Raw genomic sequence first — 23,452 nt, 5'->3', positions numbered from 1 at the left:
CCGTCAAGCAATGTACATGCCAACCAAGGGAGCAACCATGGCAGAACAGACCAGCAAGGCCGATCGCGTCAAACTCAATCGCGAGCTCGCGCAGATGCTCAAGGGCGGCGTCATCATGGACGTCACCACGCCCGAGCAAGCACGCATCGCCGAGGAGGCGGGCGCCTGCGCCGTCATGGCGCTCGAGCGCATCCCGGCCGACATCCGCGCCGCAGGCGGCGTCTCGCGCATGAGCGACCCCAAGATGATCAAGGGCATCCAAAAAGCTGTCTCCATCCCCGTTATGGCCAAGTGCCGTATCGGCCACATGGTCGAGGCGCAGATCCTGCAGGCCATCGAAATCGACTACATCGACGAATCCGAGGTCCTCTCCCCCGCCGATGATGTCTATCACATCGACAAGACCCAGTTTGACGTGCCGTTTGTCTGCGGCGCCCGCGATCTGGGCGAGGCGTTGCGCCGTGTTGCTGAGGGCGCCACGATGATTCGTACCAAGGGCGAGCCGGGCACGGGCGACGTCGTTCAGGCCGTGCGTCACATGCGCAAGATCCAAAAGCAGATCCGCGACGTTGTTGCTCTGCGCGACGACGAGCTCTTTGAGGCAGCCAAGCAGCTGCAGGTTCCGGTCGAGCTGGTGCGCGAGGTCCATGCCACGGGCAAGCTCCCCGTCGTAAACTTTGCCGCCGGCGGAGTCGCGACCCCCGCCGACGCCGCGCTGATGATGCAGCTGGGCGCCGAGGGCGTCTTTGTCGGCTCGGGCATCTTTAAGAGCGGCGACCCCGCCAAGCGCGCCGCCGCCATCGTCAAGGCCGTGGCAAACTTCACCGATGCCAAGCTCATCGCCGAGCTTTCGGAGGACCTGGGCGAGGCCATGGTCGGTATCAACGCTGACGAGATCGAGATCATCATGGAGGAGCGCGGACGCTAGTCCGGCAGAAAGGATCGCACATGAGCGATTACGCAGACCAGACGGTCGCCGTGCTGGCGGTCCAAGGTGCTTTTGCCGAGCACGAGGCGAGGCTGTCCGAGCTGGGCGCACGTTGTATTGAGCTGAGGCAGGCGGCTGATTTGAAGCAGAACTTTGACCGTCTGGTACTTCCCGGCGGCGAGTCTACCGTTCAAGGGAAACTGCTTGATGAGTTGGGCATGCTCGAGGAGCTTCGTACCCGTATCGCTGAAGGCATGCCCGTCCTGGGCACCTGCGCCGGCCTGATTCTGCTGGCTCACGACCTTGCCGCCCATGACGATAAGGGCACGCCGCGTTTGGCAACCATGGATGTACTTGTCGAGCGCAATGCCTATGGAAGACAACTCGGCAGTTTTCGCACCAAGGGACAGGTAGACGGCATCGACGGTGAAGTGCCGCTAACGTTTATCCGCGCGCCCCGCATCGTCAAGGTCCACGGCGACGCCAAGGCCTTGGCAGAGGTCGATGGCCGCATCGTCGCCGCCCGCCAGGGCAACCAGCTCGGCGTAACCTTCCACCCCGAACTCGATGAAGACACCCGCCTCCACGAACTGTTCCTGCAAATGTAGGCAGCATAGAAACGAGCGTGAATTTTCGGACACACAACAAATGAGAGTGGATAATCTCCCACTTTGAGTTTGAATGCAGGCTCAAACCGGGAGATTATCCACTCTCATCCTATGTAGTCGTTGGGGACGTTCTTAAACGACTAGTCAAACAAGAACGTCCCCAATGACTATGGCAACAAAGGCAACGCCGATGTTTCGGCAACGACAGCGAGCGCCCACCAGAGCGAACAAATTGGCATGAAAAGAGGACGGCATAGACCTTCTGGTCATGCCGTCCTCTTTGAATGACAAGTTGTCGCTCTGGTGGGCGCGCAGCGTCAACTAGTTACGCGGTTCGTAGAACCGCGTAACCCCTAGAAGCGGTTGCCGCGGAAGCCGCCACCGTTGCGGCCGCCACGGTCGCCACCGCGACCGCCGCGATCGTTACCACGGTTGCCGCCGAAGCCGCCACGGTTACCACCACGGTCGCCATAGCCACCACGGTTGCCGCCGAAGCCGCCGCGACCGCCACGGTCGCCGCCACGGCCGCCGCGATCGCCACCGCGACCGCCACGGTCGCCACCACGGCCACCGCGATCGCCAAAGCCGCCGCGACCGCCACGGTCGCCGCCACGACCACCGCGATCGTCACGGCCGCCGCGAGGACCGCGGTCCTCGTCCAGGCCCATGGCGACGAGCGGAGCAATAACCTTATCGAGAGCGGCCATCAGCTCGGTGGCCTCCTCGTAAGAAAGCTCGGGCAAGAGCTTCTCCTTCTTGTTGGCAAGCTCGACCAGGCCCTCAGCGGCATCCTCGGCAGCGAAGACGACGATCTTGCGCATATCGCCCTCGGCGTCGTCGATGCGGCCGACCAGATCGGCAGCCTCGGCCTCGGCCATCAGACCATCGAGCTCGCGGAGGCGCATGCCGAGCAGGTCGGACATTTCCTTCTGCTCCATCTTGGGCTTGAGGTCAAGAAGCTTGATGGCGCGCTCGATGTTCGCCATGCGCTCGGCCTTGGCCTCCTCCTCCTTGGAAATAGCAAAGCGACGGCTACGCAGCAGACGGGCGGCCTTCTGCATCTTGTCCATCAGCTCTTCGTCATCGTAATCAACGGCGGCCTCGACAACCTCGGCCTCCTCCTCGGCGGAAACCTCGTCAGCAGCCTCAACCTCGGCAGCTTCGGTCTCCACGGTCTCGACTGCCTCTACCTCGGCAGCCATGGTCTCGTTCTCGGTCTCGTTCATGATCTCTTCGTTCTCGGACATGAGACTCCTTCTTGGCCCTCTCGGGCATCATCGCCCCATTCGCGGGGCCCGTCGCGCACTCTTTGCGCTTTAAACATTCATGCCTCTCGGCAAAACGCCCATTAGTTTATGGTGTCGCCCGCCAATCTAGCTGCAGAATCTATGTGCACACATTAATGCGACATGTCGCGGTATCATGGCCTGAACCAAACGTGTCCACCCTAAGGAGCCCGCCATGATTAAGCCCATCATGAAATCCGAGTTCTTTTTGCGCCTGCCTTCCGAAAACGCCGGCCCAGAAGATGCCGCGACCGGACAGGATCTTCTGGATACGCTCCACGAGCATGAGCACGAGTGCGTGGGCCTCGCCGCCAACATGATCGGTGTGCGCAAACGCATCATCTGCGTAAAGGACGGCAGCAAGTCGCTGCTTATGTACAACCCGCAAATTCTTGAGCAGGTCAATGCCTACCAGACGAGCGAAGGATGTCTTTCTCTCGTCGGCGAGCGTCCCTGCACTCGTTATCGTCGCATTAAGGTGGAATATCTGGACGAGAACTTCGTCCACCGCATCAAGAACTTCTCGGGCTACACCGCCGAGATCATCCAACACGAAATCGACCACTGCAACGGGATTGTTATATAGTTCCGCCGATTCAAGAAAGCTCCCTGCAGCAAAACAACTGCAGGGAGCTTTTCATAGTGCGGAGCTTCTATCCCACTAGCTCTGGCGGTAATGGTCGAAGAAGTCGGCGAGGTCTTCGAGGGACTCTTTGAGCACTTCCATGCGCGGCAGGTACACGATACGGAAGTGGTCGGGCTCAGCCCAGTTAAAGCCGCCGCCGCGCGTGATCAGGATCTTCTTCTCGTGCAGCAGGTCAAGGGCGAACTGCTCGTCATCGGTAATGTTGAACTTCTTCACATCCATCTTGGGGAAGATGTAGAACGCCGCACGGGGCTTGACCACCGAGATGCCGTCAATCTTGTTGAGCGCCTCATACACAAAGTTGCGCTGCTCGTAGACACGGCCGCCGGGGCGGATGTAGTCGTTGACGGACTGATGGCCACCGAGCGCCGTCTGAACGATCGACTGAGCCGGCACGTTGGAGCACAGGCGCATGTTGGAGAGCATGTTGATGCCCATGATGAAGTCGCTCATGCAGCGCTGGTTGCCCGAAAGCACCATCCAGCCAATACGATAGCCCGCGATCATGTGCGACTTGGACAGACCGCTAAAGGTAACGCAGGGCAGGTCGGGGGCGAGCGAGGCAATCGAGACGTGCTCGTAGCCGTCCATGCACAGGCGGTCGTAGATCTCATCGGCAAAGATCATCAGCTGATGCCTGCGCGCAACCTCGACGATGCCCTCGAGCACCTCGCGCGGATAGACGGAACCCGTGGGGTTGTTGGGGTTGATGATGACGAGGGCTTTGGTCGCGCTCGTGATCTTGGACTCCATATCCTCCAGGTCGGGATACCAATCCGCCTGCTCATCGCACAGATAGTGCACGGGATGACCGCCGGCAAGGGTTGCGCACGCCGTCCAGAGCGGATAGTCGGGGCTGGGGATCAGAATCTCGTCGCCATTGTCGAGCAGCGCGTTCATCGAAAGCTGAATGAGCTCGGATACGCCGTTGCCTGTGTAGATATGCTCCATCTGAACGTTGGGCAAGCCCTTGATCTGCGAATACTGCATGATCGCCTTGCGCGCGGAGAACAGGCCACGCGAGTTGGAATAGCCTTCGCAGTCGGGCAGCTGCTGGCGCATGTCCTTGATGACCTCATCGGGCGTGCGGAAACCGAAGGGCGCCGGGTTGCCGATATTGAGCTTGAGGATGCGCTCGCCCTCGTCCTCCATACGGGCGGCCTCGTCGACGACGGGACCGCGCACGTCATACAGGACGTTATCGAGCTTGGTGGATTTAGAAAAAGTACGCATGGTGGCGCTCCTTGCAATTTGAGCTGAGGGATGGGGTTCGGGCTTGGAATCGTTGCGGGGAGATGATTCCTCGCCTTGGTCGGCGTCACCGGCGAGCAGCCAGGTAACATCGACCTCCAAAATACGGGCGAGCAGCTCTGCCACATCGCGCCGCGGAATCGTCTTGCCGCTCACATATTGGCTCATCTGACTCTTGCCGAGTTTTTTGCCGAGCATCTCCGATGCGCGGATTACGTCCGACTGGCGAACGTCGCGATCGGACATAGTCTGTCGCAGGCGATCGCTAAACGTCTCTTGGGCCACAGGAACCTCCTTGCTGGCAAAGTTCAATTTATAGAACACGAATTGAACCAAGGTTCAATTTAGCAAGCAGTATAGCGCCGTACCTCATTCGAAAGTTCAATTTCATAAGAAAACGTACCGAACTCCGAGATTAATCCCAAAGCGACAACGGCGTGCGCTCATTTAGAGGTATTCAAGGAATCGAGCGGCGGCAAGTGAAACATCGGCCGTTCGATATATGGCGTTGATCTGCCGATGGGGATGTCCTTCGAGCGAACGAATGGCGACATTGAACTGGCAGCGGCGCAAGATGAGCGCCGGAAGGACGCTCACGCCCAGGCCGTCCTCGACCATGGCCATAATCGCATAGTCATCCCAGGTCGACAGCTTTGAGCGCACGGTCAGCCCCGCCCGACGGAACAGCGGCGTAATCTCGTCATCGGTGCCGCGTTCCAGCAGAATAAACTGCTCGTTGGCCAAATCGGCAAGAGAGACGACCTCTTCAGTGGCAAGCAAAGAGTCTGCCGGCACTACCGCCATCAACTCGTCGCGCACCAAAGACCGCGACGTCATGCCATTTTCTCGGGGCTCATGCGGGATAAAGCCCAGATCGCAGCGGCCCTCTGCCACCCATTGTTCAATCTCTGAATAGTCGCCCATCAGCAACTCGTAATCAATGTCTGGATAATCGGCACGAAAACGAGCAATCACCGGCGGCAGCACGTGGGTCGCCACGCTCGAAAACGTACCGATGCAGATTTTGCCGCGCATGAGCCCACGCATCTCATCCACGCGTCGCTGCAAGCGAACGAATTCCTCGCAGAGCGCCTCGACAGCCGGCATGACCTGCCGCCCGTCAGCAGAAAGAACCACACCCTCACGACTGCGGTCGAGCACCTTAAAGCCCCAATCGGCCTCAAGATCGGCCACCATGCGGCTCACGCCCGATTGCGAATAGCTCAGGCGCTCGGCGGCGCGCGTAAAGCTTCCGGCGCGCACTGTCTCGAGCAGCACCTGCATTTTTTGAATATTCGTTTCCACGGCACCCCTCCACCTTTACATGAGTTTTTGTCATGTTATCCATGCATTATATTCGCTTTTCTTCTAAATCCAGTTCACCCATAGTGAAGATGCTCGGATATAGAAGGGATGTCAGCGCATGAACAACGGACTGTTTACGTACTTAGCAGCATTGCTATTGTTTGGCTCCAACGGCATCATCGCCGCTGCCATCGCGCTGCCGAGCTCCGATATCGTGCTACTACGCACGTTTTTGGGCGCACTCTCGCTTGTCACCATCCTCGCCATCACCCAACGCCATAAGTTGCAGGCGCCATCTCGCCCCCGCGAAGCCGCAGCCCTCCTCCTCTCGGGAGCCGCGCTGGGCGCCAGCTGGATTTTTCTATTCCGCGCCTACCAGACGATCGGCGTCGGCGTATCCTCGCTGCTGTACTACTGCGGCCCCATCATTGTCATGGCGCTCTCCCCGCTCATCTTTGGCGAAAAGCTGACCGGTGGCAAAATCGCCGGCTTCATCGCCGTTGCTTGCGGTGCTTTTCTCATTGCGGCGCAAGGTCTAGGCGGCAATATGCCCATTGCTGGTATCGCTTGCGGAATCGCCTCGGCATTTTGCTATGCGCTGATGGTCATCGCTAGCAAGGGTGCGCCACACATCGAAGGCCTCGAAAACTCCACGCTCCAGGTGAGCGCCGCCTTTGTGACCGCACTGGTCCTCACGCTCATCACGCAGGGCGTCCCCTCATTCCTGTCCGCCGGCGTCGCCGCCGGTATTGATTGGCGCGCCGTCGTCATGCTCGGCGTCGTCAACACCGGCATCGGTTGCCTGCTCTACTTTAGTGCCGTCGCCAAACTGCCCGTCCAGACCGTCGCGGTTGTCGGCTACCTCGAGCCGCTTTCGGCCGTCGTGTTCTCCGCCGTCCTTTTAGGCGAAGCCATAACACCGGTCCGCCTGATGGGCGCCGCGCTCATCATCGGCGGTGCGATCTTTTGCGAACTCGCCGGTAAGCGCGCAAGCGCCAAGGCCGGTATCGCCCAGGCAGTACGCGCCTAAACGCCCCTCTTCAGTTCAAAGCAGGGGTGCGTCCGCGGTTGACACACTGCAGCAAACCATACAGCGGATACGCCCCTGTTTTGAAATGCTACCTGCGTACATGAATAATCCCCAGCTGGGGATTATTGTCTAAAACACCCCGATGTGCCAAACTGCTCTTAAATGTATAAAGATGGCATAAAGGTCTACTGCTCTTTGCAGAGGCCAGATGTCCAAGGGAGTCCACGTGGCACACAACAAGCTGGAGGCAAGCCTCCAAGACCAGCATAGTCAGGCCGGGCATGGCGCCATCCCCCTCTCCGCTGGCATGTTGCTCGTAACGCTCGGCGTCGTCTACGGCGACATCGGCACGAGCCCCATGTACACCATGAAGTCAATCGTCGCCAACAACGGCGGCATCGGAACCGTCAGCGAGGACATGATCCTGGGCGCGCTTTCACTCGTTATCTGGACCATGACGCTCGTGACCACGGTCAAGTACGTGCTGATCGCCATGAAGGCCGACAACCACAACGAAGGCGGCATCTTCGCCCTGTTCAGTCTCGTGCGCAAGGTGGCGCCATGGCTGATTCTCCCCGCCATGATCGGCGGCGCGGCGCTGCTCGCCGACGGCATCCTCACCCCCGCCGTCACGGTTACCACGGCCATCGAGGGCCTGCGCACCATCGAGTGGGGTCACGCGCTTTTGGGTGACGGGCAAACCAACGTCATCATTATTACCATCATCATTATCTGCGGCCTATTTGCCATGCAGCGCGCCGGTACCTCGTCGATCGGCAAGCTGTTCGGCCCGCTCATGACGCTGTGGTTCCTGTTCCTGGCAGGCGCCGGCCTGTTCAACATGCTCGGCAACCTGTCCATCCTGCGCGCGCTCAACCCCATCCGCGGCATCATGTTCCTGTTCTCGCCCATCAACCACTCGGGCATCATGGTGCTCGGCTTTGTCTTCCTGTCGACAACCGGTGCCGAGGCGCTCTACTCGGACATGGGTCATGTGGGCAAGGCCAACATCTATGCATCCTGGCCGTTTGTTAAGGCGGCCCTTATCCTCAACTATCTGGGTCAAGGCGCTTGGCTGCTCGCCAATAACTACAACCCCCAGATGCTCGCGATGGATATCGTCAACCCGTTCTATATGATGCTCCCCGAGCCCCTGCGCCCCTTTGCCATCGTGCTTTCGGCCGTGGCGGCCATCATCGCCTCACAGGCGCTCATCACCGGCTCGTTCTCGCTGGTATCTGAGGCAACGCGCCTCAATCTCATGCCGCACCTGCGCATCCACTACCCCAGCGACACCAAGGGTCAGCTCTATATTCCGCTCGTCAACAACATCATGTGGGTCGGCTGCATCTTCATTGTGCTGCTGTTCCAGAACTCCGAGCGCATGGAAAGCGCCTATGGCCTCGCCATCACCGTGACCATGCTCATGACCACGACGCTTTTGACGAGCTATATCGCCGGCATTCTCAAGCACAAGCTGGGCGCCTGCATCTTCGCCCTGCTTTTTGGCGCCATCGAGCTCTGCTTCTTTGCCTCATGCCTCACCATGTTCTTTGACGGCGGCTATGTGATGATCTTCCTGGCCTCGCTGCTGTTTGGCCTTATGTACGTGTGGCGCCGCGGCACCGCCATCGAGCGCACGCAGACGATTCTGCTGCCCGTCTCCAAGTACATCGATCAGCTCAACCGCCTGCGTAACGATGAGACCTACCCCGTGCTCGCCGACAACCTGGTGTTCCTCACCAACAGTCCCGACCCGCTCACGCTCGACCGCGACGTGCTCTATTCCATCTTGGACAAGCATCCCAAGCGCGCCAAGGCATACTGGTTCATCAACGTGCACGTTACCGATGAGCCCTATACGCATGAGTATTCCGTTGAGACCTTTGGCACGGACTTCTTGTTCCGCGTGCGCTTGGACCTGGGCTTTAAGGTCAACCAGCGCGTTAACGCCTACCTGCGCCAGATTGTTGGCGACCTGATGGCATCGGGCGAGCTGCCGCCGCAGCACCACACCTACTCCATCTACGAGACGCGCGGCAACGTGGGCGACTTCCGTTTTTGCATGCTACGCAAGATGCTTGCCCCCGAAACGGACATCAACCGCAACGACCACCGCGTGATGGCCATCAAGTACGCCGTCCGCCGCGCCTGCGGAAGCCCGGCACGTTGGTACGGCCTAGAGAACTCGGCCATCATCATCGAGTACGTGCCCCTCTTTGCCCGCATGCGTCCGGCAGTCAAGCTTGTACGCACCCAGGTGCCACTCGAAGTTCAGATCGAGGAAGCCGAGGAAATGGAAGTCGACATCTTCTCGGACGACCTGGTCAACGGCAACGAGGCCGGTAGGAATATGAACGTCGATCCCACTGAGCTGCTCGAGAGCGTCGCCGATACGCCCGAGCAGCAACAGCTCGACGGCCTCGAGAGTGAACAACTCAACGACGCCAACTTCTAGCGACGCCGCGAATCGACGACAGCGGCCCTGCACCTCACGAGAGATGCAGGGCCGCTTTGTATCGCGACGGACTTCTCACCTACGAACGACGCGGCTCGGGAACCACGAGCCTATCGGGGCTCGCGCCCTCGGCATCCATCAGGCTCACGTAGCGAATCGACGGATCCCCATACATCGCGTAGTAATAATTGCCCGTGCGCGCGCTAAAGCATCCGGTATAGATAGTCTTCTCGAACTTGCCATCGCCCATCCTGGACGCCCCCTCAATCATCACCACGCCCTCGAGTGAACGGAACATGCGGACGACGTTTTCGGTCTCGCTCTCCTTTTGCGGGTAATTGGCATTGAGGTACGCCGCCTTTACAAAACGGCTCGGCGAATAGCAATCACCCGGAATACCGCGCATGCCGGCACCCGCACCATAGGGCTTGAGCTCGGCGCCACGCCATGTCGCCGTCTGCGGAAAATCGCTTGTGGCAGTGATATAGGTGCGCAGGTTTTCCATGTGCCACGGGAAGGTCGGCTGGTTGGCAAGGGTGTCGACCGGATCGTCGTATACATGCAGGCCGTCAGCCATCATCTCGACCACGATGCTACGCTGGTTGTCGCCGATAATCCAATGGAGCAGCGACACGCCCAGCCCCTCTCCCGCAGATTTGGCGACAATCACCGTATCGCGCAGCGCAGCCTCGACCTCGTCGACCGTCGAGAACGTCGCTGCCACCCACAGGGGAAACTCATAGGCCGCGATATTGGTCTTGCCGTCGACAGGGTCCTCGGCATACTCGGCATAACCCGGGAAATTGAGACCCGCCACGGCGAGGCCCGCATCGTTGCCGCAGTCGAAGAACATAGGGTAGTTCTTGTAATCGATGCACATGCCGATTACCGCGTGTGCCGCCGACGCATCGTCGATAAACGAATACGGAATGTGGAACCCGCGCGGCATCACGCGAACCTGTTGGCCGTAGTCAAAGCTCCAGTCGAGGTTGCGGCCCAGATACATGTGGCCAGAATTATCGGTAAATCGAATGCTCGTGCACATAGCGCCTCCTAGCTTTACGTTCTTGCTAAGGTTATTGTCACCAAACAAAAAGGCGCTAAACACAAAAGCCCGGACATGACAACAATGTCACGCCCGGACCAAAAGAGACGAAGTGCGGTGCTGTAGTCACCCTAGACAAGTTTACCTTGGCAGTGATCGATCATATGCTGGACCATCTGTGCCTCGAAGCCGACGAAGTCCTGCTTGCGCTCGCGCATCTTGCCGTCAACGATCACGTCATAAGCAACCTTGCACTTGATATAGCGCGTGGACTTGGTGACCTCCTCGTGCGTCAGGCAGCTCTCCTCCATCTTGCTGGCGCCCAGGCCAAACACCAGACGGGGGTTGTAGAGCACGTGGGGCTCGCCGGCATCGTCCAGGTAGACGCAAACCTTCTTGGTAACGCCAATCTGGTTAGCGGCAAGGCAGCCGGCATCGTCGAGCGACTTGATGGTATCGATCAGGTCCTGAGCAACCGACTCGTCCTCGACGGTCGCAACCTCGCAACGCTGGGACAGGATAGCCTCGTCGTGGCAAAGCTCTTTAATCATACGTTCCTCCATAGGGGTCGTTGTAACCGCTTAAGTATACGGTACCCACACATTTTCATGCGAAAAATACCGTCCGTCTGCTGCAAAGCGCCGAACATCAACATGCGAGGAACAACAGCGTCGTAAAGGGACTATAGTGGGAGCGTTCGTGTCGATCGGCCTAAACTCGGGGCCGAACAAGGAAAGGGTATGCATGGACGAACTATTTCACGTCAGTGAGCGCAAGTCCACAATCGGGACCGAACTTCGCGCTGGACTGACAACATTCCTGGCGATGGCCTACATCATCGCCGTCAACCCCGCAGTGCTCTCGGGCGCTGGCATCGATGCGGGAGCGCTCGCCTGCGCCACCTGCCTGGGCGCCGGCATCATGACCATCTGCATGGGCATCTTCGCCAACCGCCCGCTCGCCTGCGCGTCGGGTCTGGGCATCAACGCCATGATCGCGGGCATCGCCACCACCATGTGCGGCGGCGACTGGCACGTGGCCATGAGCGTTATCTTCCTCGAGGGTATCGTCATCTTGCTGCTCGTCCTGTGCGGCCTGCGCGAGGCCATCATGGACGCCATCCCCGTGGTCCTGCGCCACGCCATCTCGGTGGGTCTGGGTCTGTTTATCGCCATGATCGGCCTGTGCGACGCCGGCATCATCACCGCTGGCGCCGGTACGCTCGTCGGCCTGGGCGACATCGCCTCCCCCACCTTTATCGTCGGCATCATCTCCATCATCGTGACGGTTGCCCTGGCTTCCCGCAACGTGCCGGGCTCGCTGCTCATCGGCATCATCGTCGCCGTTATTGCCGGTATCCCGCTGGGCGTCACCCATGCGCCCGAGGGCCTCATCGCACCGCTCGACTTCTCGACCTTTGGCGCCCCGTTTGCCAGCACCGCCGACGGCAACATGGCCATCGTGAAGGTTCTGACCGACCCGATGCTGCTCGTCGTTGCCTTCTCGCTGCTCATGAGCGACTTCTTCGACACCATGGGCACCGCGATGGCCGTCGCCAAGCAGGGCGAATTCTTGACCGAGGACGGCAATGTCGAGGACATCCGTCCCATCCTGGTCGTCGACTCCGTGGCCGCTGCTGCCGGTGGCTTTATGGGCGTCTCCTCCATCACTACCTTCGTCGAGTCCACCTCTGGCGCTGCCGACGGTGGCCGCACGGGCCTCACCTCCGTCACCACCGGCGTGCTGTTCATTCTCGCCGCGTTCTTCTCCCCCATCGTCACCATCGTTTCCAGCGCCGCCACCTGCGGTGCTCTGGTCTACGTCGGCTACCTCATGATGAGCGAGGCCTCCGAGATCGACTGGTCCGACGTGTCGCAGGGTTTCCCGGCGTTCATGATTGTCGCCGGCGTGCCCTTCACCTACTCCATCTCTGCCGGCATTGGCCTGGGCTTTATCGCCTACGTGATCGTCGCGCTCTTTAAGGGCGAGGCCTCCAAGATCAAGCCGCTCATGTGGATCGCAGCCCTCGCCTTCCTCGTCTACTTCTTCGTAGCGTAGCGGCAAAGCTGCCAAAGCAGAACACCAAAGCGCGGAGTCGCATCGAGCGGCTCCGCGCTTTGCTTTTAAAGCCAGGCACCGCACGGACGCGCGATGTATTGCCTCCCAAGTTTTGGACATTTTGCCCTCCAAGCGGCACTACCGCCGGCTACATCCTGCAGATATGCTGGGCGTAATCGCATAGGCCCCATGAGGATGGGAGTAACCATGGCCGCCTTGTTCACGACCCCCAAGCACAATGACAAAACCTCTGGAGCCCATTTTGTCGAGCCCGACGTGCGCCGTCGCACGCTGCTCGCACACGGCAGCTGGCGCCGCGTGACGCGCCGCATCGTTGTAGGCGCCGTATGCGCGCTTACGGTAAGCTCGCTGCTCATGCCGAGCATCTCGCTCGCAGCCGAGTGGGTGGACGTTGGCGGCGTCCGCCACGAAGCGGCCGCGGGCCCCACGGGAGACGCCGCCGGCACCTGGTCATGGGACGGCGCCGACGATATGAAGCTCAACGGCTATGACGACGGCGCGATCGAGGCAGCGGGCAAGCTCAACGTAAGCTACGAGGGCAACAACACCGTCACTAACGACGACGGCCGCGGCATCAAGGTTAAGGATGGCGCGAACGAGAACGCCGAGCTTAATATTCAGGGCGACGCGTCCAGCACGCTCAACGTGACATCTTCTCGTGACGCCATCACTTCCGTCGGCAACATCAACATCGACGGCGCTGGCACTGTCAACGCCACGAGCACCGAGCACGATGCCATCGATGCCGGGGGCGATGTCACTATCAAGGGCTCGGGAGACGTTAACGCCACGGGCGATTCGGATGGCATCAGGGCCGACGGCAACATCACGATCGACAACAGCGGAACCGTCACCGCCAAGGCCACCGAGGATCAGGGTATCGATGCTAACGAGAACCTCATCATAAAGGGCGGCGGCAAGGTAGAGGCAAGCTCTATCGAGGACAATGCGATTTGGGCCGACGGCAATATCGAGATCTCGGGTGGCAGCCAGGTCAAGGCAAGCTCCGAGGAAGACGCCGCCATCGACGGTAAAAACAGCCTCACGGTCACGAACGCTTCCCTCAACGCAAGTGGCGTTGGGTATGGCATCTATGTCTACAAGGGCATCACGCTCGATGGCGCGACCGCGACGGTCCGCGCAAGCTCAGATGGCGGGGAAGTCAGCGCACTCTTCACCGATGAGGACGACATCATCATCAAGAACGGCTCGACTGTGGATGCGCTCGCAGAAGGCAGGTTCTCGGTTGCAATCTCCACCAGTAATTTCTACTCCGGCGAAGCGGGTGGCCATATCTACATCAGCGACTCCGTTGTCAAGGCCATAGCCCGCTATGCCGAGACCGGCGGCGACGGCCCCGACCACTACAGTGCAGGCCAGGATGGCGAAACTAACCCTCAGCCCCGAGGCATGAACATCGGCATCTTTGCTCAGACCAAGGAGGGCATCACGCCCGCAACCATTTCGATTCTCCGCAGCAAGGTCACGGCCGAGGGAGACACGGCGGCAATCTTCGCCCTTGCCATGAGCGCGGATGGTAAAGCGATTGGCACCATCGAAATCGAAGGAGCCACCATCCAGACGCCTGAAGGCGGCAAGGTCATTGACTATCGCAACAAGGAAGAACTCAGCGACGGCATCGTCTACGAGGCGGGTCAAACCATCGGCACGGGCGACGCTGTGATCGACTCCCCCTATAACGAAGCTGTCGCCAAGAGCACGGTCATCGCGCCTCCCGAGGAGACCAAGCCCGAGGAGAAGCCAGGCGAGACCAAGCCCGAGGGTTCCAAGTCCGAGGGCACGAAGACGACCAAGACCGTTGCAGTTGCAGCCACGGGAGCCAAGATCGCCGGCAAACTCGCAGCAACCGGCGACGCCTCGAGCGCAGCCATCGTGGCAGCCGCCCTTGCGGGAACAGCCGCCATCGCCGCGGGCGCCGTGGTGAGCCGCAAGCACTCATAGACGCCCTTCATACACGAACCGACACTTTTAAAGCCGCCTAGTCCGCGCACCGTTTAACAACGCCACCGCCGAGCTCCCCTCCGGCGGTGGCGTTTCCTGTTTGCGCCCGCACGACGCGCGCGAATGTTCTTGATGCTGCCCAACCGGTATACGCTGACGTGCGACAATTGAGGCTGTCAATATCACAACACCGAGAGAAGCCTGCCTTGGAAGCGCATCATAAGCAGATAACCGTTTATCCAGAGTGTACAGAAGGAGCGCCCGTCATTTACCTCCCCGTGGTTATGGGCGACGGTAATGAAGTCTACGAGCGCTGCCGAGAGCTCGACTGCCCGCCGTTCACCCTTGTCGCCATTGGAGGGCTCGATTGGAATCACGAGCTGAGCCCCTGGGAATGCGACGGAACTATACGAGATGCCGAGCCCTTTGGCGGACAGGCCGCTGGTTTTCTTGACGAGTTGTTGAAGCAGATAATCCCCCAGGCCGAATCATCGCTCCCGCAACCGCCCACCTGGCGCGGCATTGCCGGCTACTCGTTGGCGGGTCTTTTTGCACTGTGGGCACTTTGGCAAACAGATGTCTTTGAGCGCGCAGCGAGTGCATCGGGGTCGCTGTGGTTCCCCGGCTTTATCGACTACGCGCGCGAGCGCACGATGACAGCTACGCCCGACGCCGCCTATCTGTCGCTCGGTAAAAAGGAAACCAAGACGCCCAACCGCATGATGCGGCACGTACTCGACGATACGCGCGCGATGGAAGAGCTGTTTGTCGAGCGTGACATTCCAACAACGCTGGAGCTCAACCCCGGCAACCACTTTGCCCAAACTGACCTGCGCATGGCACGCGGCATCCACTGGATACTGGCGCATTAAAAATGGCGTCCACGCGTACATACGCATGGACGCCATTTTTAATTTGGCTGAACGCAGCTACTATTCAGCAGTCTCCTCAAGCTCGGAAGTATCGAACTCAAAGTCATTACCGGGCAAGATGGCGTTGAGCACAATGCCCACCAGCGAGCCCACGGCAAGGCCGGAAAGCGAAATGGTCACGCCGCCCAGCTCCAGCACGATGGCACCGGTGGTACTGTAGGCAATGCCGAGCGAAAGCACGAGCACCAGAGCCGCCACCAGCACGTTGCGGTTGTTCTGGAAATCAACCTGGTTCTCGATAAGGTTGCGAACGCCCACGGCACTGATCATGCCGTAGAGCACAAGCGACACGCCACCGATAACGCATGCCGGCATGGCGGCGATGACCGCGGCGAACTTGGGACAGAACGAAAGCACGATGGCGCAGCACGCGGCAATGCGAATCACGCGCGGGTCGAACACACGCGTCAGGGCAAGCACACCGGTGTTCTCGCCATACGTAGTGTTGGCCGGAGCACCAAAGAGCGAAGCCAGAATCGTGGCGAGACCATCGCCGAGCAGCGTGCGATGCAGGCCGGGGTCGGCAATGTAGTTGCGCTCGCAGGTGGAGCCAATAGCGGAGATATCGCCGATATGCTCGATCATGGTCGCAAAGGCCAGTGGCATGATGGTGATAATGGCCGTCGTGGCAAGACTGCTATCGAACTGCGGTCCAAAGAGCGCGAACACGGTGTTGTCCCACACGACAGGTAGACCGACCCACGGCGCGGCGGCAACCCCCGAAAAATCAACCTCGCCCAGCACCGCCGCAACGGCATAGCTCACCACAACGCCCAGCAGAATCGGCACGATCTTGACCATACCGCGGCCCCAAATGTTGCAGATGATGATCACGGCAACGGCAATAACAGCAACAAACCAGTTGGTCTGGCAGTTAGCAATGGCAGAGCTTGCCAGGGTCAAGCCGATGGAAATGACGATGGGGCCAGTCACCACCGGCGGGAAGAAACGCATGACACGCTTGGCGCCAAAGGCGCGGAACAGGGCCGCAAGCACCGGATAGAGCAGGCCGGCACAAGCTACGCCCAGGCAAGCGTAGGGCAAAAGCTCGGCCTCGCCGTTGGGCGCAATGGCGGCATAACCCGCGATAAAGGCAAACGAGGAGCCCAGGAACGCGGGCACCTTACCGCGCGATAGAAAATGAAACAGCAGCGTGCCGATGCCGGCGAACAGAAGCGTCGCCGAAACGGAAAGGCCGGTGAGCACGGGCACGAGCACCGTGGCTCCGAACATCGCAAACATGTGTTGCAAACCCAACACAAACATGCGCGGGCGGCCGAGCGACGATGCATCGTAGATGGCATCGGTGACGGCGGGCGTCGAAGACTGGGACATGGAAGTCCTTTCGAATGGAAGGGCGATCAGGCATATCGGATAACCTGCCCGAACGATACGATCCGAACCATTGTACGCGATATGCAGTACCTCGCACGCGCCGCCACCTGCAAACGCTAGCGCTATTTCCAAACGCGCTCGGCAATGCGCTTAACCAGCGCGATTTTTGCCCATTGCTCGTCCTCAGTCAGCTTGTTGCCAATCTCGCAGCTGGCAAAGCCGCACTGCGGCGACAGGTACAGGTTCTCGAGCGGCACGTACTTTGCGGCCTCGCGGATGCGCTCGACAATAACATCCTCGTTCTCGAGCTCAGCGGCCTTGGTGGTCACCAGGCCCAGCACGACCTTCTTGCCGGGAGCAACATACTTGAGCGGCTCAAAGCCACCGGCGCGCGGCGTATCGAACTCAAGGTAGAACGCGTCGACATCCTCGTGCGCAAACAGGTACGGTGCAATGGGATCGTAACCACCCTCGAAGGCATACGTGGAGTGATAGTTGCCGCGGCATACATGCGTGTTGATGACCAGATCGTCGGGCTTGTCCTCGATGGCGGCGTTGTTGAGCGCCACGCCCAACTCGCTTACCTTTTGCAGGTCGACCGGACTCATGCCGGTTTTGGCGACAAAATCAGTATCGCAGTAGATGCCCCAGGTGCAGTCATCAAACTGGATGTTGCGGCAGCCTGCTGCGTACAGGTCGGCGATCACCGTGCGATAAGCGGCTGCAATGGCGTCGGCAAGTTCCTCATCGGTCTTGTAGACGGCGCGCAGACTCTCCTGCTGTCCATCGCAGCGGTCGAGCGTAACCTCCGAGAACGTCTGGATCGGCGCCGGAATGGTTTGACGCGCGACCTGGCCCTCCCCCTCAAGCGCCTTGACAAACTTAAAATGCTCGACGAACGGGTGGTTCTCGCCGCTAATGGGACCGGTAACCACAGCGGTGTCGGCCGTCGTCTCCTCGTCATGGAACATATAACCCGTGCGTGAGGTGCGGCGCTCAATGCCGTTAAGGCCCCACATAAAATCGAGGTGCCAGTAGCTGCGGCGGTATTCGCCATCGGTAATTACCTGTAAGCCGGCTGCCTTCTGCTTGGCCACCAAATCGCAAATGGCCTCATCCTCGACGGCCTTAAGGCCGGCGGCGTCGAGCGTGCCCGCGGCATAGGCGGCACGTGCATCCTTAACAGCCTGGGGACGAAGAAAGCTGCCGACGATATCGGCGCGAAACGGCGCGCTCGGTTGAATCAAGGTGCTCATAGATATCTCCCTTTGCATTGGTTGCTTTACTGGGACAGAGTATGAGCGCTCATATGGCTATCGTAAAATATACGTTTATAACAGTTTGATATAGATGCTTCCTATATCAAATGAGACTGCCGCAAAGAGATTTGACCCGTGCAGAACGCAGCAATCTAGATGTGCTGACGGATCGCGTCGATATAGGCCTGTCCATAGCGCGTGAGCGTCGTGTTCTTGCGCGTGATGATGCCAATCTCCATGTACTCGTCTACATCGAGCGGAATCGAGATAATACCGGGGCCGTTAAGTTCATGGCTGATCACGCCCGAACACACCGTGTAACCGTTAAGGCCCATAGCTAGGTTGAACAGCGTCGCACGGTCGCGCACGCGGATATTCTTGCGGCGCTCAAAGGTCGAGGTCAGCTCCTCGGAATAGTAAAACGAGTTGTAGCTGCCCTGCTCATAGGACAGGAACGGGTAGTCTTCCAAGTCCTCGAGCGTCACACTCGAGCGACCCGCCAGTGGATGGTCTGCGCACACGAAGACATGCGGCGTGGCGCAGAAGAGCCCCTCGAATACGAGCTCGTTGGCGGCAAGCATGCGCTCGATAACCTCGCGGTTATGCTCGGATAAGTACAGGATGCCCAGTTCGCTTTTCATATGCGCGACATCCTCGATAATCTCGTGAGTCTGCTCCTCGCGCAGGGTGAAGTCGTAACGCGCGGCATCGAACTCGCGGATCACGTCAACAAACGCGTTAACGGCAAAGGAATAATGCTGGCAGCTCACGCTAAAGTGCGGCACCTGCTCGGATGTGCCCTTGTACTTGCCCTCGAGCAGGTCGGCCTGGTCGAGCACCTGGCGCGCGTAGCCCAAGAAGGTCTCGCCTTCCTCGGACACAATGACGCCCTTGTTGGTGCGCTCAAAGATGTGTACACCCATCTCGTTTTCGAGATCGCGAATTGACGCGGTAATCGAAGGCTGCGACACAAAGAGCCGGCGCGAGGCCTCGGTGATGCTGCCGCATTCGGCAACTTTGACGACATATCTGAGCTGCTGGAGCTTCATGGCTTTCTCCCTAGACGTTCGTGACGTCGAAACCCGTCGCGTCCATCTGACGCATAAACGACGGCATCTCCCCCGTCGCGGCGCAGGCGGCAATCTGATGCAGAGCCCCGGCAACCGCATCATCTGCCGCAGCGCCGATATGCCAGCGCGCGGCAGCCGTGACGGCCTCGTTGGCATTGGCGACTGCAACGGAATTGGGAACGGCATCGATCATGGGCAAATCGTTATCGGAATCGCCGAATACGGCCACCTCGTCGGGCGTCAGGCCCAAAGCGCGCGCCAGCTCCAGCGCAGCACAGCCCTTGTCCCAGCCGGTCGGAAGAACGTCGAACAGGCACACGCGGTTGTTGGGAAACACGAGCGAGAGCTCCGGCACCTCGGCGGCAACACGCTCGCGCAGCTCGGCGAGCTCCTCGCGCGAACGGGCACTCCAGATATTCGCCTTGTATACCGGGGCATCGTCAACGACAGGGCGACAGGGAGCCTCTTCGCCCTTGAGCCACGCGTTGCCGCCTGACTCCATGGCGCGACGCACACGCTCGGGATCGCTTGTCACGCAATAGGCGTCGTTGTCCCAAAAGTCATCACCCAGACGGTAGACCTTCAAATAGGTATCGTCGGTCTCTTGCTCCAGGTAGTCGGCCAGGCGCATAAGGGCATCGTTATCAGTTGCGCGCGAGGCAACCGCCTCGCCATCGACAAACATCACCTGGCCGTTGCAAAACGCACCGGTCGAGAAGCACTCGGAGCGATTGCGGAACATCCAGCTCATCGCGGACGGCTGGCGACCCGAAACCGGGCCAAAATGCAGGCCCGCCGCCTGCATGGCATGAATGCCCTCGATGGCGCAGTCGCTGGCGCCATCGTGTCCAGCAGGAATCAGCGTATCGTCCATATCGGTCAGCACAAGTTTGATCATAAGGTCCCCTCGGTCATTCTTAATCCCATCTATTGTACCGACCTGCCAAAAAGGGACAGGTTTATTTTGGCAGGTTTTATCTGGGAAAACGCAAAGTCCCAGTTGTTACCTGCCAAAATAAACCTGTCCCTTTTTGGCAGGTGCGCTAGTATAGGGACAACAGATTCGATGCGGGAGTGCCGGCGGTGCAAACCACAAGGCTGAGAGGGCATGGGGCCCAATCCTTTGAACCTGTCAGTTAATGCTGGCGTAGGGAGCATGCCGCCTTTACAGGGGCGCTGTCTATGCACAGCGCCCCTTTTCTATGCCAAGGAGGCATGTGCAGTGATTGATTCGGAACAGCTTAAGCAAAACGTGGTCAAGGCCGTGGAGGAGATTCGCGCCACCAATCCGATGGCCGGTTCCATCACCAACACGGTGACGATCGACTTTGTCGCCAACGCACAGCTCGCCGTGGGCGGATCGGCCGCCATGGTCTATCTGCCCGACGAGGGCGAGGCACTCGTTGCCGGCGGAGGTGCCATCTATCTCAACATGGGCACGCTCTTCCCCATCTACGAGCAGACGATTCCCCGCGCGGCCAAGGCGGCACACGACGCCGGCAAGCCCTGGGTGCTCGACCCGGTGGGCCTGGGCATCGGCAGCCTGCGCACCCAGCTGGTAAACGAGCTCAAGCAGTACAAGCCCGCCATCGTGCGCGGCAACGCCTCCGAGATCATCGCGCTTGCCGGCCTGTGGGGTCTTGAGGGCGAGGCAGCCGATCTGAGCCGCGTGCGCGGTGTCGATACCACCGACACGGTCGATGCCGCCCGCGATGCCGCCGTGGCGCTCGCCCGCTACACTGGCGGCGCCGTAGTGGTCTCGGGCGAAGTCGACCTAATCACCGACGGCACAACCGTGGCCAAGTCCCACGGCGGCAGCCCGCTCATGTCAAAGATCACCGGTTGTGGCTGCTCGCAGGGCGGCGTGCTGGCTGTGTACGCCTGCGCTGCCGATCCGTTTACGGCAGCCATCTGTGGCACCGCCGTCTACAACGTTGCCGGCACGCGTGCCGCCGCTGTCGCCGATGCCCCGGCAAGCTTTAAGGTCGCCTTTATCGATGAGCTCTACCGCGCGGCCGCCCAAGACATCGCCGATAACCAACTCGAGCTCGAGGAGGCATAAGCCATGTCCGAGCCCGCAACCAATGCCGGCATGAACACACTCGTCGCCGTGGCCATCGCCCCGTGCGGCACCGGCGATGAGCTGTCCGCCGAGGTCGCCGAGGTCGTGCGCGTCATTCGCGAGAGCGGCCTTCCCAACCGCACCACCTCGATGTTCACAGAGATCGAGGGCGACTGGGACGAGGTCATGCAGGTCGTGCGCGACGCGACCTTTGTGTTGGCGAGCAAGGGCATCCGCACCGAAGTCGTGCTCAAAGCCGATATTCGGCCCGGATTTACCGACACCATGACCGGCAAAATCGAGCGCATGGAAGCACAGATCAAGAAACAGGAGGAAGCACGATGAACATCCGCGACAACCTTGATATCTCGGCCTATCTGGTACTCGGCCCCGAAAACACGCTGGGACGTCCCGTGGGCGATGTGGTGGCCCAGGCACTCGACGCCGGCTTTACCTGCATCCAGGTGCGCTCCAAGGTGGCAAGTGCCCGCGAGATCATCGCGCTGACGGACGATGCCGCGCAGGCTATCGCAAAGGCTGGCAAAACCGGTCAGGTCGCCTTGCTAATCGATGACCGTCTGGACTGTGTGCTTGCCGCGCGCGAGCAGGGTATTGCCGTCGACGGCGTGCACGTGGGTCAGAGCGATATTCCCGTCGAGGTCTGTCGCAAGCTGCTGGGCCCCGATGCCATCGTGGGTCTTTCGGCCCGTTGCGAGGAAATGCTCGAGTACGTCAAGACCGCCGACATGAGCCTGGTCGATTACCTGGGCATCGGCCCACTCCACGAGACCGAGACCAAGCGCGATTGCGGACGCGCGGCCGACGGCTCCATCATCACCAAGAGCTTTGAGGACCTGGCCGCACTCCACGCGGCAAGCCCCGTACCCATCGTGGTGGGCGGCGGCGTCAAGACGGCCGACCTGCCGCAGCTCAAGGCAACCGGCGTCGATGGCTTCTTTGTGGTGAGCGCCGTCTGCAGTGCCGACGACCCCCACGCCGCAGCTAAGGAGCTCGTCGACACCTGGCAGCAGGCATAGGCATAGGCCAAGCAGCTGATTCGCAACCTCATATCTTCAATAGCGGAAAGCGCATCCCGGTTCGCACGTCCATTCCGGGATGCGCTTTCCGCATGCGACTCTTACTCCGCCAGATACGCTTCCAGCGCGGGCAAGGTCGCCTCCGCATCGTGGCGGCCGACCTGGTAGATGCGCTCGAGCTCATCCGGTTCGCGGCACAGCGACGGCACCTTCACCGACTCGCTCGGCCGCACCACAAAGACCTCGCCGGCAGCCTCGCGACGTGCCAGGTCATCGAGCGTGGCATTGTAGACCTCATGCCGATGCTCAAGCGCTGCAACAAACTCCGGGTAGTGACGGAACACGCGCCGCAGCATGGGCATCACGCTGTTAGGCTGCTTCACAAAGCCCGCCGGCTGCGTGAGCACCACGATATTGCGGTCATACCCCTGCGCAAACAGCCATGCGCTGGGGATAGAATCAGCCACGCCACCATCCAGATACTTATGCCCGCCAATAGCAACGGGACGCGTCGCCACAGGAATAGCAGACGACGCCCGGATCCACTCGATATCGCGCTCGTCGCCATACGGCAAATCGTGATAGACAGCCTTGCCCGTCTCGATATCGGTACACACGCACGTAAATCGCATGGGGCAGGCGCGATACGCTTCCAAGTCGATGGGATCGCGCTCGATAGGCACCTCATGATAGGCAAAATCGGCATTGAACATGTCACCGGTTCGCAGCCAGCTTGTCACGCTCGCATAGCGCTTGTCGGCACAATAGGCCTTGTTGTAGCGAATGGCGCGCCCAATCTGCCGCGATTTAAAGTTGTAGCCAAACGCCGCGCCCGCCGAGACACCCACCATATGGTCGCAGGTCAAACCGTGCTCCATCCAAACGTCGAGCACGCCCGCCGTATACATACCGCGGTAGCCGCCTCCCTCGAGCGCAAGCCCCACCGTGCGCGTCGTATCCGGCTGTGCCATGTGACCATCTCCGTTCCTGCGTTTTAAAACGGGACAAGTATACCCGTCAACATATATCGACTCAGTCGCATTTTCATCGAACATCGCATTGTCGCGCTACCGCTTGGCGAATAGTAGCCGCCAACAGCATGGACACCCATATATAATTGCGTACTGTTGTTTACGCTACTCAGCAGTTATCAACAGCG

At 59.9% G+C, this 23,452-nt stretch carries 21 protein-coding genes and 1 riboswitch; of the genes, 11 read left to right on the top strand and 10 right to left on the bottom strand.

Annotated features, from left to right (window positions below):
• Positions 1-37: 37 nt before the first annotated feature.
• Both pdxS and pdxT read left to right on the top strand, forming a co-directional pair.
• Complete coding sequence (gene pdxS, locus CSV91_RS00470; protein ID WP_099431381.1) at positions 38-928, top strand: pyridoxal 5'-phosphate synthase lyase subunit PdxS; 891 nt, start codon at positions 38-40, stop codon at positions 926-928.
• A gap of 20 nt (positions 929-948) precedes the next feature.
• The gene (gene pdxT, locus CSV91_RS00465) at positions 949-1,536 is read left to right on the top strand and encodes a pyridoxal 5'-phosphate synthase glutaminase subunit PdxT (protein WP_099431380.1); all 588 of its coding nucleotides are present in this window, start codon (positions 949-951) and stop codon (positions 1,534-1,536) included.
• 353 nt (positions 1,537-1,889) lie between these two features.
• Here the strand turns inward: pdxT and CSV91_RS00460 are convergent, their stop codons facing one another.
• On the bottom strand, positions 1,890-2,783 hold the full coding sequence (locus tag CSV91_RS00460; protein WP_099431379.1) for a hypothetical protein: 894 nt from the start codon (positions 2,781-2,783) through the stop codon (positions 1,890-1,892).
• 214 nt (positions 2,784-2,997) lie between these two features.
• On the opposite strand from CSV91_RS00460, the gene CSV91_RS00455 reads away from it, so the two are divergent.
• Positions 2,998-3,408 (top strand): peptide deformylase, encoded by a 411-nt coding sequence (locus CSV91_RS00455; RefSeq protein WP_099431378.1) that lies wholly within the window; start codon positions 2,998-3,000, stop codon positions 3,406-3,408.
• A 75-nt stretch (positions 3,409-3,483) separates the two neighbouring features.
• Here CSV91_RS00455 and CSV91_RS00450 read toward each other — a convergent pair whose 3' ends face one another.
• On the bottom strand, positions 3,484-4,965 hold the full coding sequence (locus CSV91_RS00450; RefSeq protein ID WP_099432741.1) for an aminotransferase class I/II-fold pyridoxal phosphate-dependent enzyme: 1,482 nt from the start codon (positions 4,963-4,965) through the stop codon (positions 3,484-3,486).
• Between the two features lie 201 nt (positions 4,966-5,166).
• A complete protein-coding gene (locus CSV91_RS00445; RefSeq protein ID WP_099431377.1) occupies positions 5,167-6,024 on the bottom strand; it encodes a LysR family transcriptional regulator in 858 nt (285 codons plus the stop codon).
• 118 nt (positions 6,025-6,142) lie between these two features.
• Between CSV91_RS00445 and CSV91_RS00440 the strand changes: the two genes are divergently transcribed.
• Both CSV91_RS00440 and CSV91_RS00435 read left to right on the top strand, forming a co-directional pair.
• Positions 6,143-7,054: a DMT family transporter gene (locus CSV91_RS00440; RefSeq protein WP_099431376.1), complete on the top strand. Its 912-nt coding sequence runs from the start codon at positions 6,143-6,145 to the stop codon at positions 7,052-7,054.
• A 208-nt stretch (positions 7,055-7,262) separates the two neighbouring features.
• Positions 7,263-9,512 (top strand): KUP/HAK/KT family potassium transporter, encoded by a 2,250-nt coding sequence (locus CSV91_RS00435; protein WP_099431375.1) that lies wholly within the window; start codon positions 7,263-7,265, stop codon positions 9,510-9,512.
• Between the two features lie 79 nt (positions 9,513-9,591).
• Here the strand turns inward: CSV91_RS00435 and bsh are convergent, their stop codons facing one another.
• Entirely contained in the window at positions 9,592-10,557 is a 966-nt protein-coding gene (bsh, locus tag CSV91_RS00430; RefSeq protein ID WP_099431374.1) for a choloylglycine hydrolase, read from the bottom strand.
• A gap of 131 nt (positions 10,558-10,688) precedes the next feature.
• Positions 10,689-11,108, bottom strand: coding sequence for a peptide deformylase (locus CSV91_RS00425; protein ID WP_099431373.1), 420 nt, complete (start codon positions 11,106-11,108; stop codon positions 10,689-10,691).
• 193 nt (positions 11,109-11,301) lie between these two features.
• Between CSV91_RS00425 and CSV91_RS00420 the strand changes: the two genes are divergently transcribed.
• From CSV91_RS00420 to CSV91_RS00410, 3 genes are all read left to right on the top strand, one after another.
• Entirely contained in the window at positions 11,302-12,615 is a 1,314-nt protein-coding gene (locus tag CSV91_RS00420; protein ID WP_099431372.1) for an NCS2 family permease, read from the top strand.
• A gap of 207 nt (positions 12,616-12,822) precedes the next feature.
• Entirely contained in the window at positions 12,823-14,598 is a 1,776-nt protein-coding gene (locus CSV91_RS00415) for a carbohydrate-binding domain-containing protein (RefSeq protein ID WP_157757962.1), read from the top strand.
• 284 nt (positions 14,599-14,882) lie between these two features.
• Entirely contained in the window at positions 14,883-15,470 is a 588-nt protein-coding gene (locus CSV91_RS00410) for an alpha/beta hydrolase (protein ID WP_099431370.1), read from the top strand.
• Positions 15,471-15,530: 60 nt separating this feature from the next.
• Here the strand turns inward: CSV91_RS00410 and CSV91_RS00405 are convergent, their stop codons facing one another.
• From CSV91_RS00405 to CSV91_RS00390, 4 genes are all read right to left on the bottom strand, one after another.
• Complete coding sequence (locus CSV91_RS00405; protein ID WP_099431369.1) at positions 15,531-16,865, bottom strand: uracil-xanthine permease family protein; 1,335 nt, start codon at positions 16,863-16,865, stop codon at positions 15,531-15,533.
• Between the two features lie 122 nt (positions 16,866-16,987).
• Positions 16,988-18,121, bottom strand: coding sequence for a 5-methyltetrahydropteroyltriglutamate--homocysteine S-methyltransferase (locus tag CSV91_RS00400; RefSeq protein ID WP_232049516.1), 1,134 nt, complete (start codon positions 18,119-18,121; stop codon positions 16,988-16,990).
• A gap of 155 nt (positions 18,122-18,276) precedes the next feature.
• Positions 18,277-19,173, bottom strand: coding sequence for a LysR family transcriptional regulator (locus CSV91_RS00395; RefSeq protein WP_099431368.1), 897 nt, complete (start codon positions 19,171-19,173; stop codon positions 18,277-18,279).
• A gap of 10 nt (positions 19,174-19,183) precedes the next feature.
• Positions 19,184-20,092, bottom strand: a complete 909-nt coding sequence (locus CSV91_RS00390) for an HAD-IIB family hydrolase (protein ID WP_099431367.1) — start codon at positions 20,090-20,092, stop codon at positions 19,184-19,186.
• A 162-nt stretch (positions 20,093-20,254) separates the two neighbouring features.
• Positions 20,255-20,365, top strand: a riboswitch (TPP riboswitch).
• 51 nt (positions 20,366-20,416) lie between these two features.
• Here CSV91_RS00390 and thiM point away from each other — a divergent pair.
• The 3 genes from thiM to CSV91_RS00375 are packed head-to-tail and all read left to right on the top strand — an operon-like array spanning position 20,417 to position 22,293.
• Positions 20,417-21,256: a hydroxyethylthiazole kinase gene (thiM, locus tag CSV91_RS00385; RefSeq protein ID WP_099431366.1), complete on the top strand. Its 840-nt coding sequence runs from the start codon at positions 20,417-20,419 to the stop codon at positions 21,254-21,256.
• Between the two features lie 3 nt (positions 21,257-21,259).
• Positions 21,260-21,601 (top strand): thiamine-binding protein, encoded by a 342-nt coding sequence (locus tag CSV91_RS00380; protein WP_232049515.1) that lies wholly within the window; start codon positions 21,260-21,262, stop codon positions 21,599-21,601.
• Positions 21,598-22,293, top strand: coding sequence for a thiamine phosphate synthase (locus CSV91_RS00375; RefSeq protein WP_099431365.1), 696 nt, complete (start codon positions 21,598-21,600; stop codon positions 22,291-22,293). Before CSV91_RS00380 ends, CSV91_RS00375 begins: the two co-directional genes overlap by 4 nt.
• 101 nt (positions 22,294-22,394) lie before the next feature.
• On the opposite strand, the gene CSV91_RS00370 is transcribed toward CSV91_RS00375, so the two are convergent.
• Entirely contained in the window at positions 22,395-23,264 is an 870-nt protein-coding gene (locus CSV91_RS00370; RefSeq protein ID WP_099431364.1) for a patatin-like phospholipase family protein, read from the bottom strand.
• Positions 23,265-23,452: the final 188 nt, after the last annotated feature.

Source organism: Collinsella aerofaciens (assembly GCF_002736145.1).
Lineage (GTDB): Bacteria > Actinomycetota > Coriobacteriia > Coriobacteriales > Coriobacteriaceae > Collinsella > Collinsella aerofaciens_A.
Note: the sequence above shows the minus strand (reverse complement) of the source record. Positions and strands in the feature narration are given on the sequence as shown.

Coding starts and splice junctions, on each gene's coding strand:
- pdxS (WP_099431381.1), top strand. CDS start 38: ATGGCAGAACAGACCAGCAAGGCCGATCGCGTCAAACTCAATCGCGAG.
- pdxT (WP_099431380.1), top strand. CDS start 949: ATGAGCGATTACGCAGACCAGACGGTCGCCGTGCTGGCGGTCCAAGGT.
- CSV91_RS00460 (WP_099431379.1), bottom strand. CDS start 2,783: ATGTCCGAGAACGAAGAGATCATGAACGAGACCGAGAACGAGACCATG.
- CSV91_RS00455 (WP_099431378.1), top strand. CDS start 2,998: ATGATTAAGCCCATCATGAAATCCGAGTTCTTTTTGCGCCTGCCTTCC.
- CSV91_RS00450 (WP_099432741.1), bottom strand. CDS start 4,965: ATGTCCGATCGCGACGTTCGCCAGTCGGACGTAATCCGCGCATCGGAG.
- CSV91_RS00440 (WP_099431376.1), top strand. CDS start 6,143: ATGAACAACGGACTGTTTACGTACTTAGCAGCATTGCTATTGTTTGGC.
- CSV91_RS00435 (WP_099431375.1), top strand. CDS start 7,263: ATGTCCAAGGGAGTCCACGTGGCACACAACAAGCTGGAGGCAAGCCTC.
- bsh (WP_099431374.1), bottom strand. CDS start 10,557: ATGTGCACGAGCATTCGATTTACCGATAATTCTGGCCACATGTATCTG.
- CSV91_RS00425 (WP_099431373.1), bottom strand. CDS start 11,108: ATGATTAAAGAGCTTTGCCACGACGAGGCTATCCTGTCCCAGCGTTGC.
- CSV91_RS00420 (WP_099431372.1), top strand. CDS start 11,302: ATGGACGAACTATTTCACGTCAGTGAGCGCAAGTCCACAATCGGGACC.
- CSV91_RS00415 (WP_157757962.1), top strand. CDS start 12,823: ATGGCCGCCTTGTTCACGACCCCCAAGCACAATGACAAAACCTCTGGA.
- CSV91_RS00410 (WP_099431370.1), top strand. CDS start 14,883: ATGGGCGACGGTAATGAAGTCTACGAGCGCTGCCGAGAGCTCGACTGC.
- CSV91_RS00405 (WP_099431369.1), bottom strand. CDS start 16,865: ATGTCCCAGTCTTCGACGCCCGCCGTCACCGATGCCATCTACGATGCA.
- CSV91_RS00400 (WP_232049516.1), bottom strand. CDS start 18,121: ATGAGCACCTTGATTCAACCGAGCGCGCCGTTTCGCGCCGATATCGTC.
- CSV91_RS00395 (WP_099431368.1), bottom strand. CDS start 19,173: ATGAAGCTCCAGCAGCTCAGATATGTCGTCAAAGTTGCCGAATGCGGC.
- CSV91_RS00390 (WP_099431367.1), bottom strand. CDS start 20,092: ATGATCAAACTTGTGCTGACCGATATGGACGATACGCTGATTCCTGCT.
- CSV91_RS00380 (WP_232049515.1), top strand. CDS start 21,260: ATGTCCGAGCCCGCAACCAATGCCGGCATGAACACACTCGTCGCCGTG.
- CSV91_RS00375 (WP_099431365.1), top strand. CDS start 21,598: ATGAACATCCGCGACAACCTTGATATCTCGGCCTATCTGGTACTCGGC.
- CSV91_RS00370 (WP_099431364.1), bottom strand. CDS start 23,264: ATGGCACAGCCGGATACGACGCGCACGGTGGGGCTTGCGCTCGAGGGA.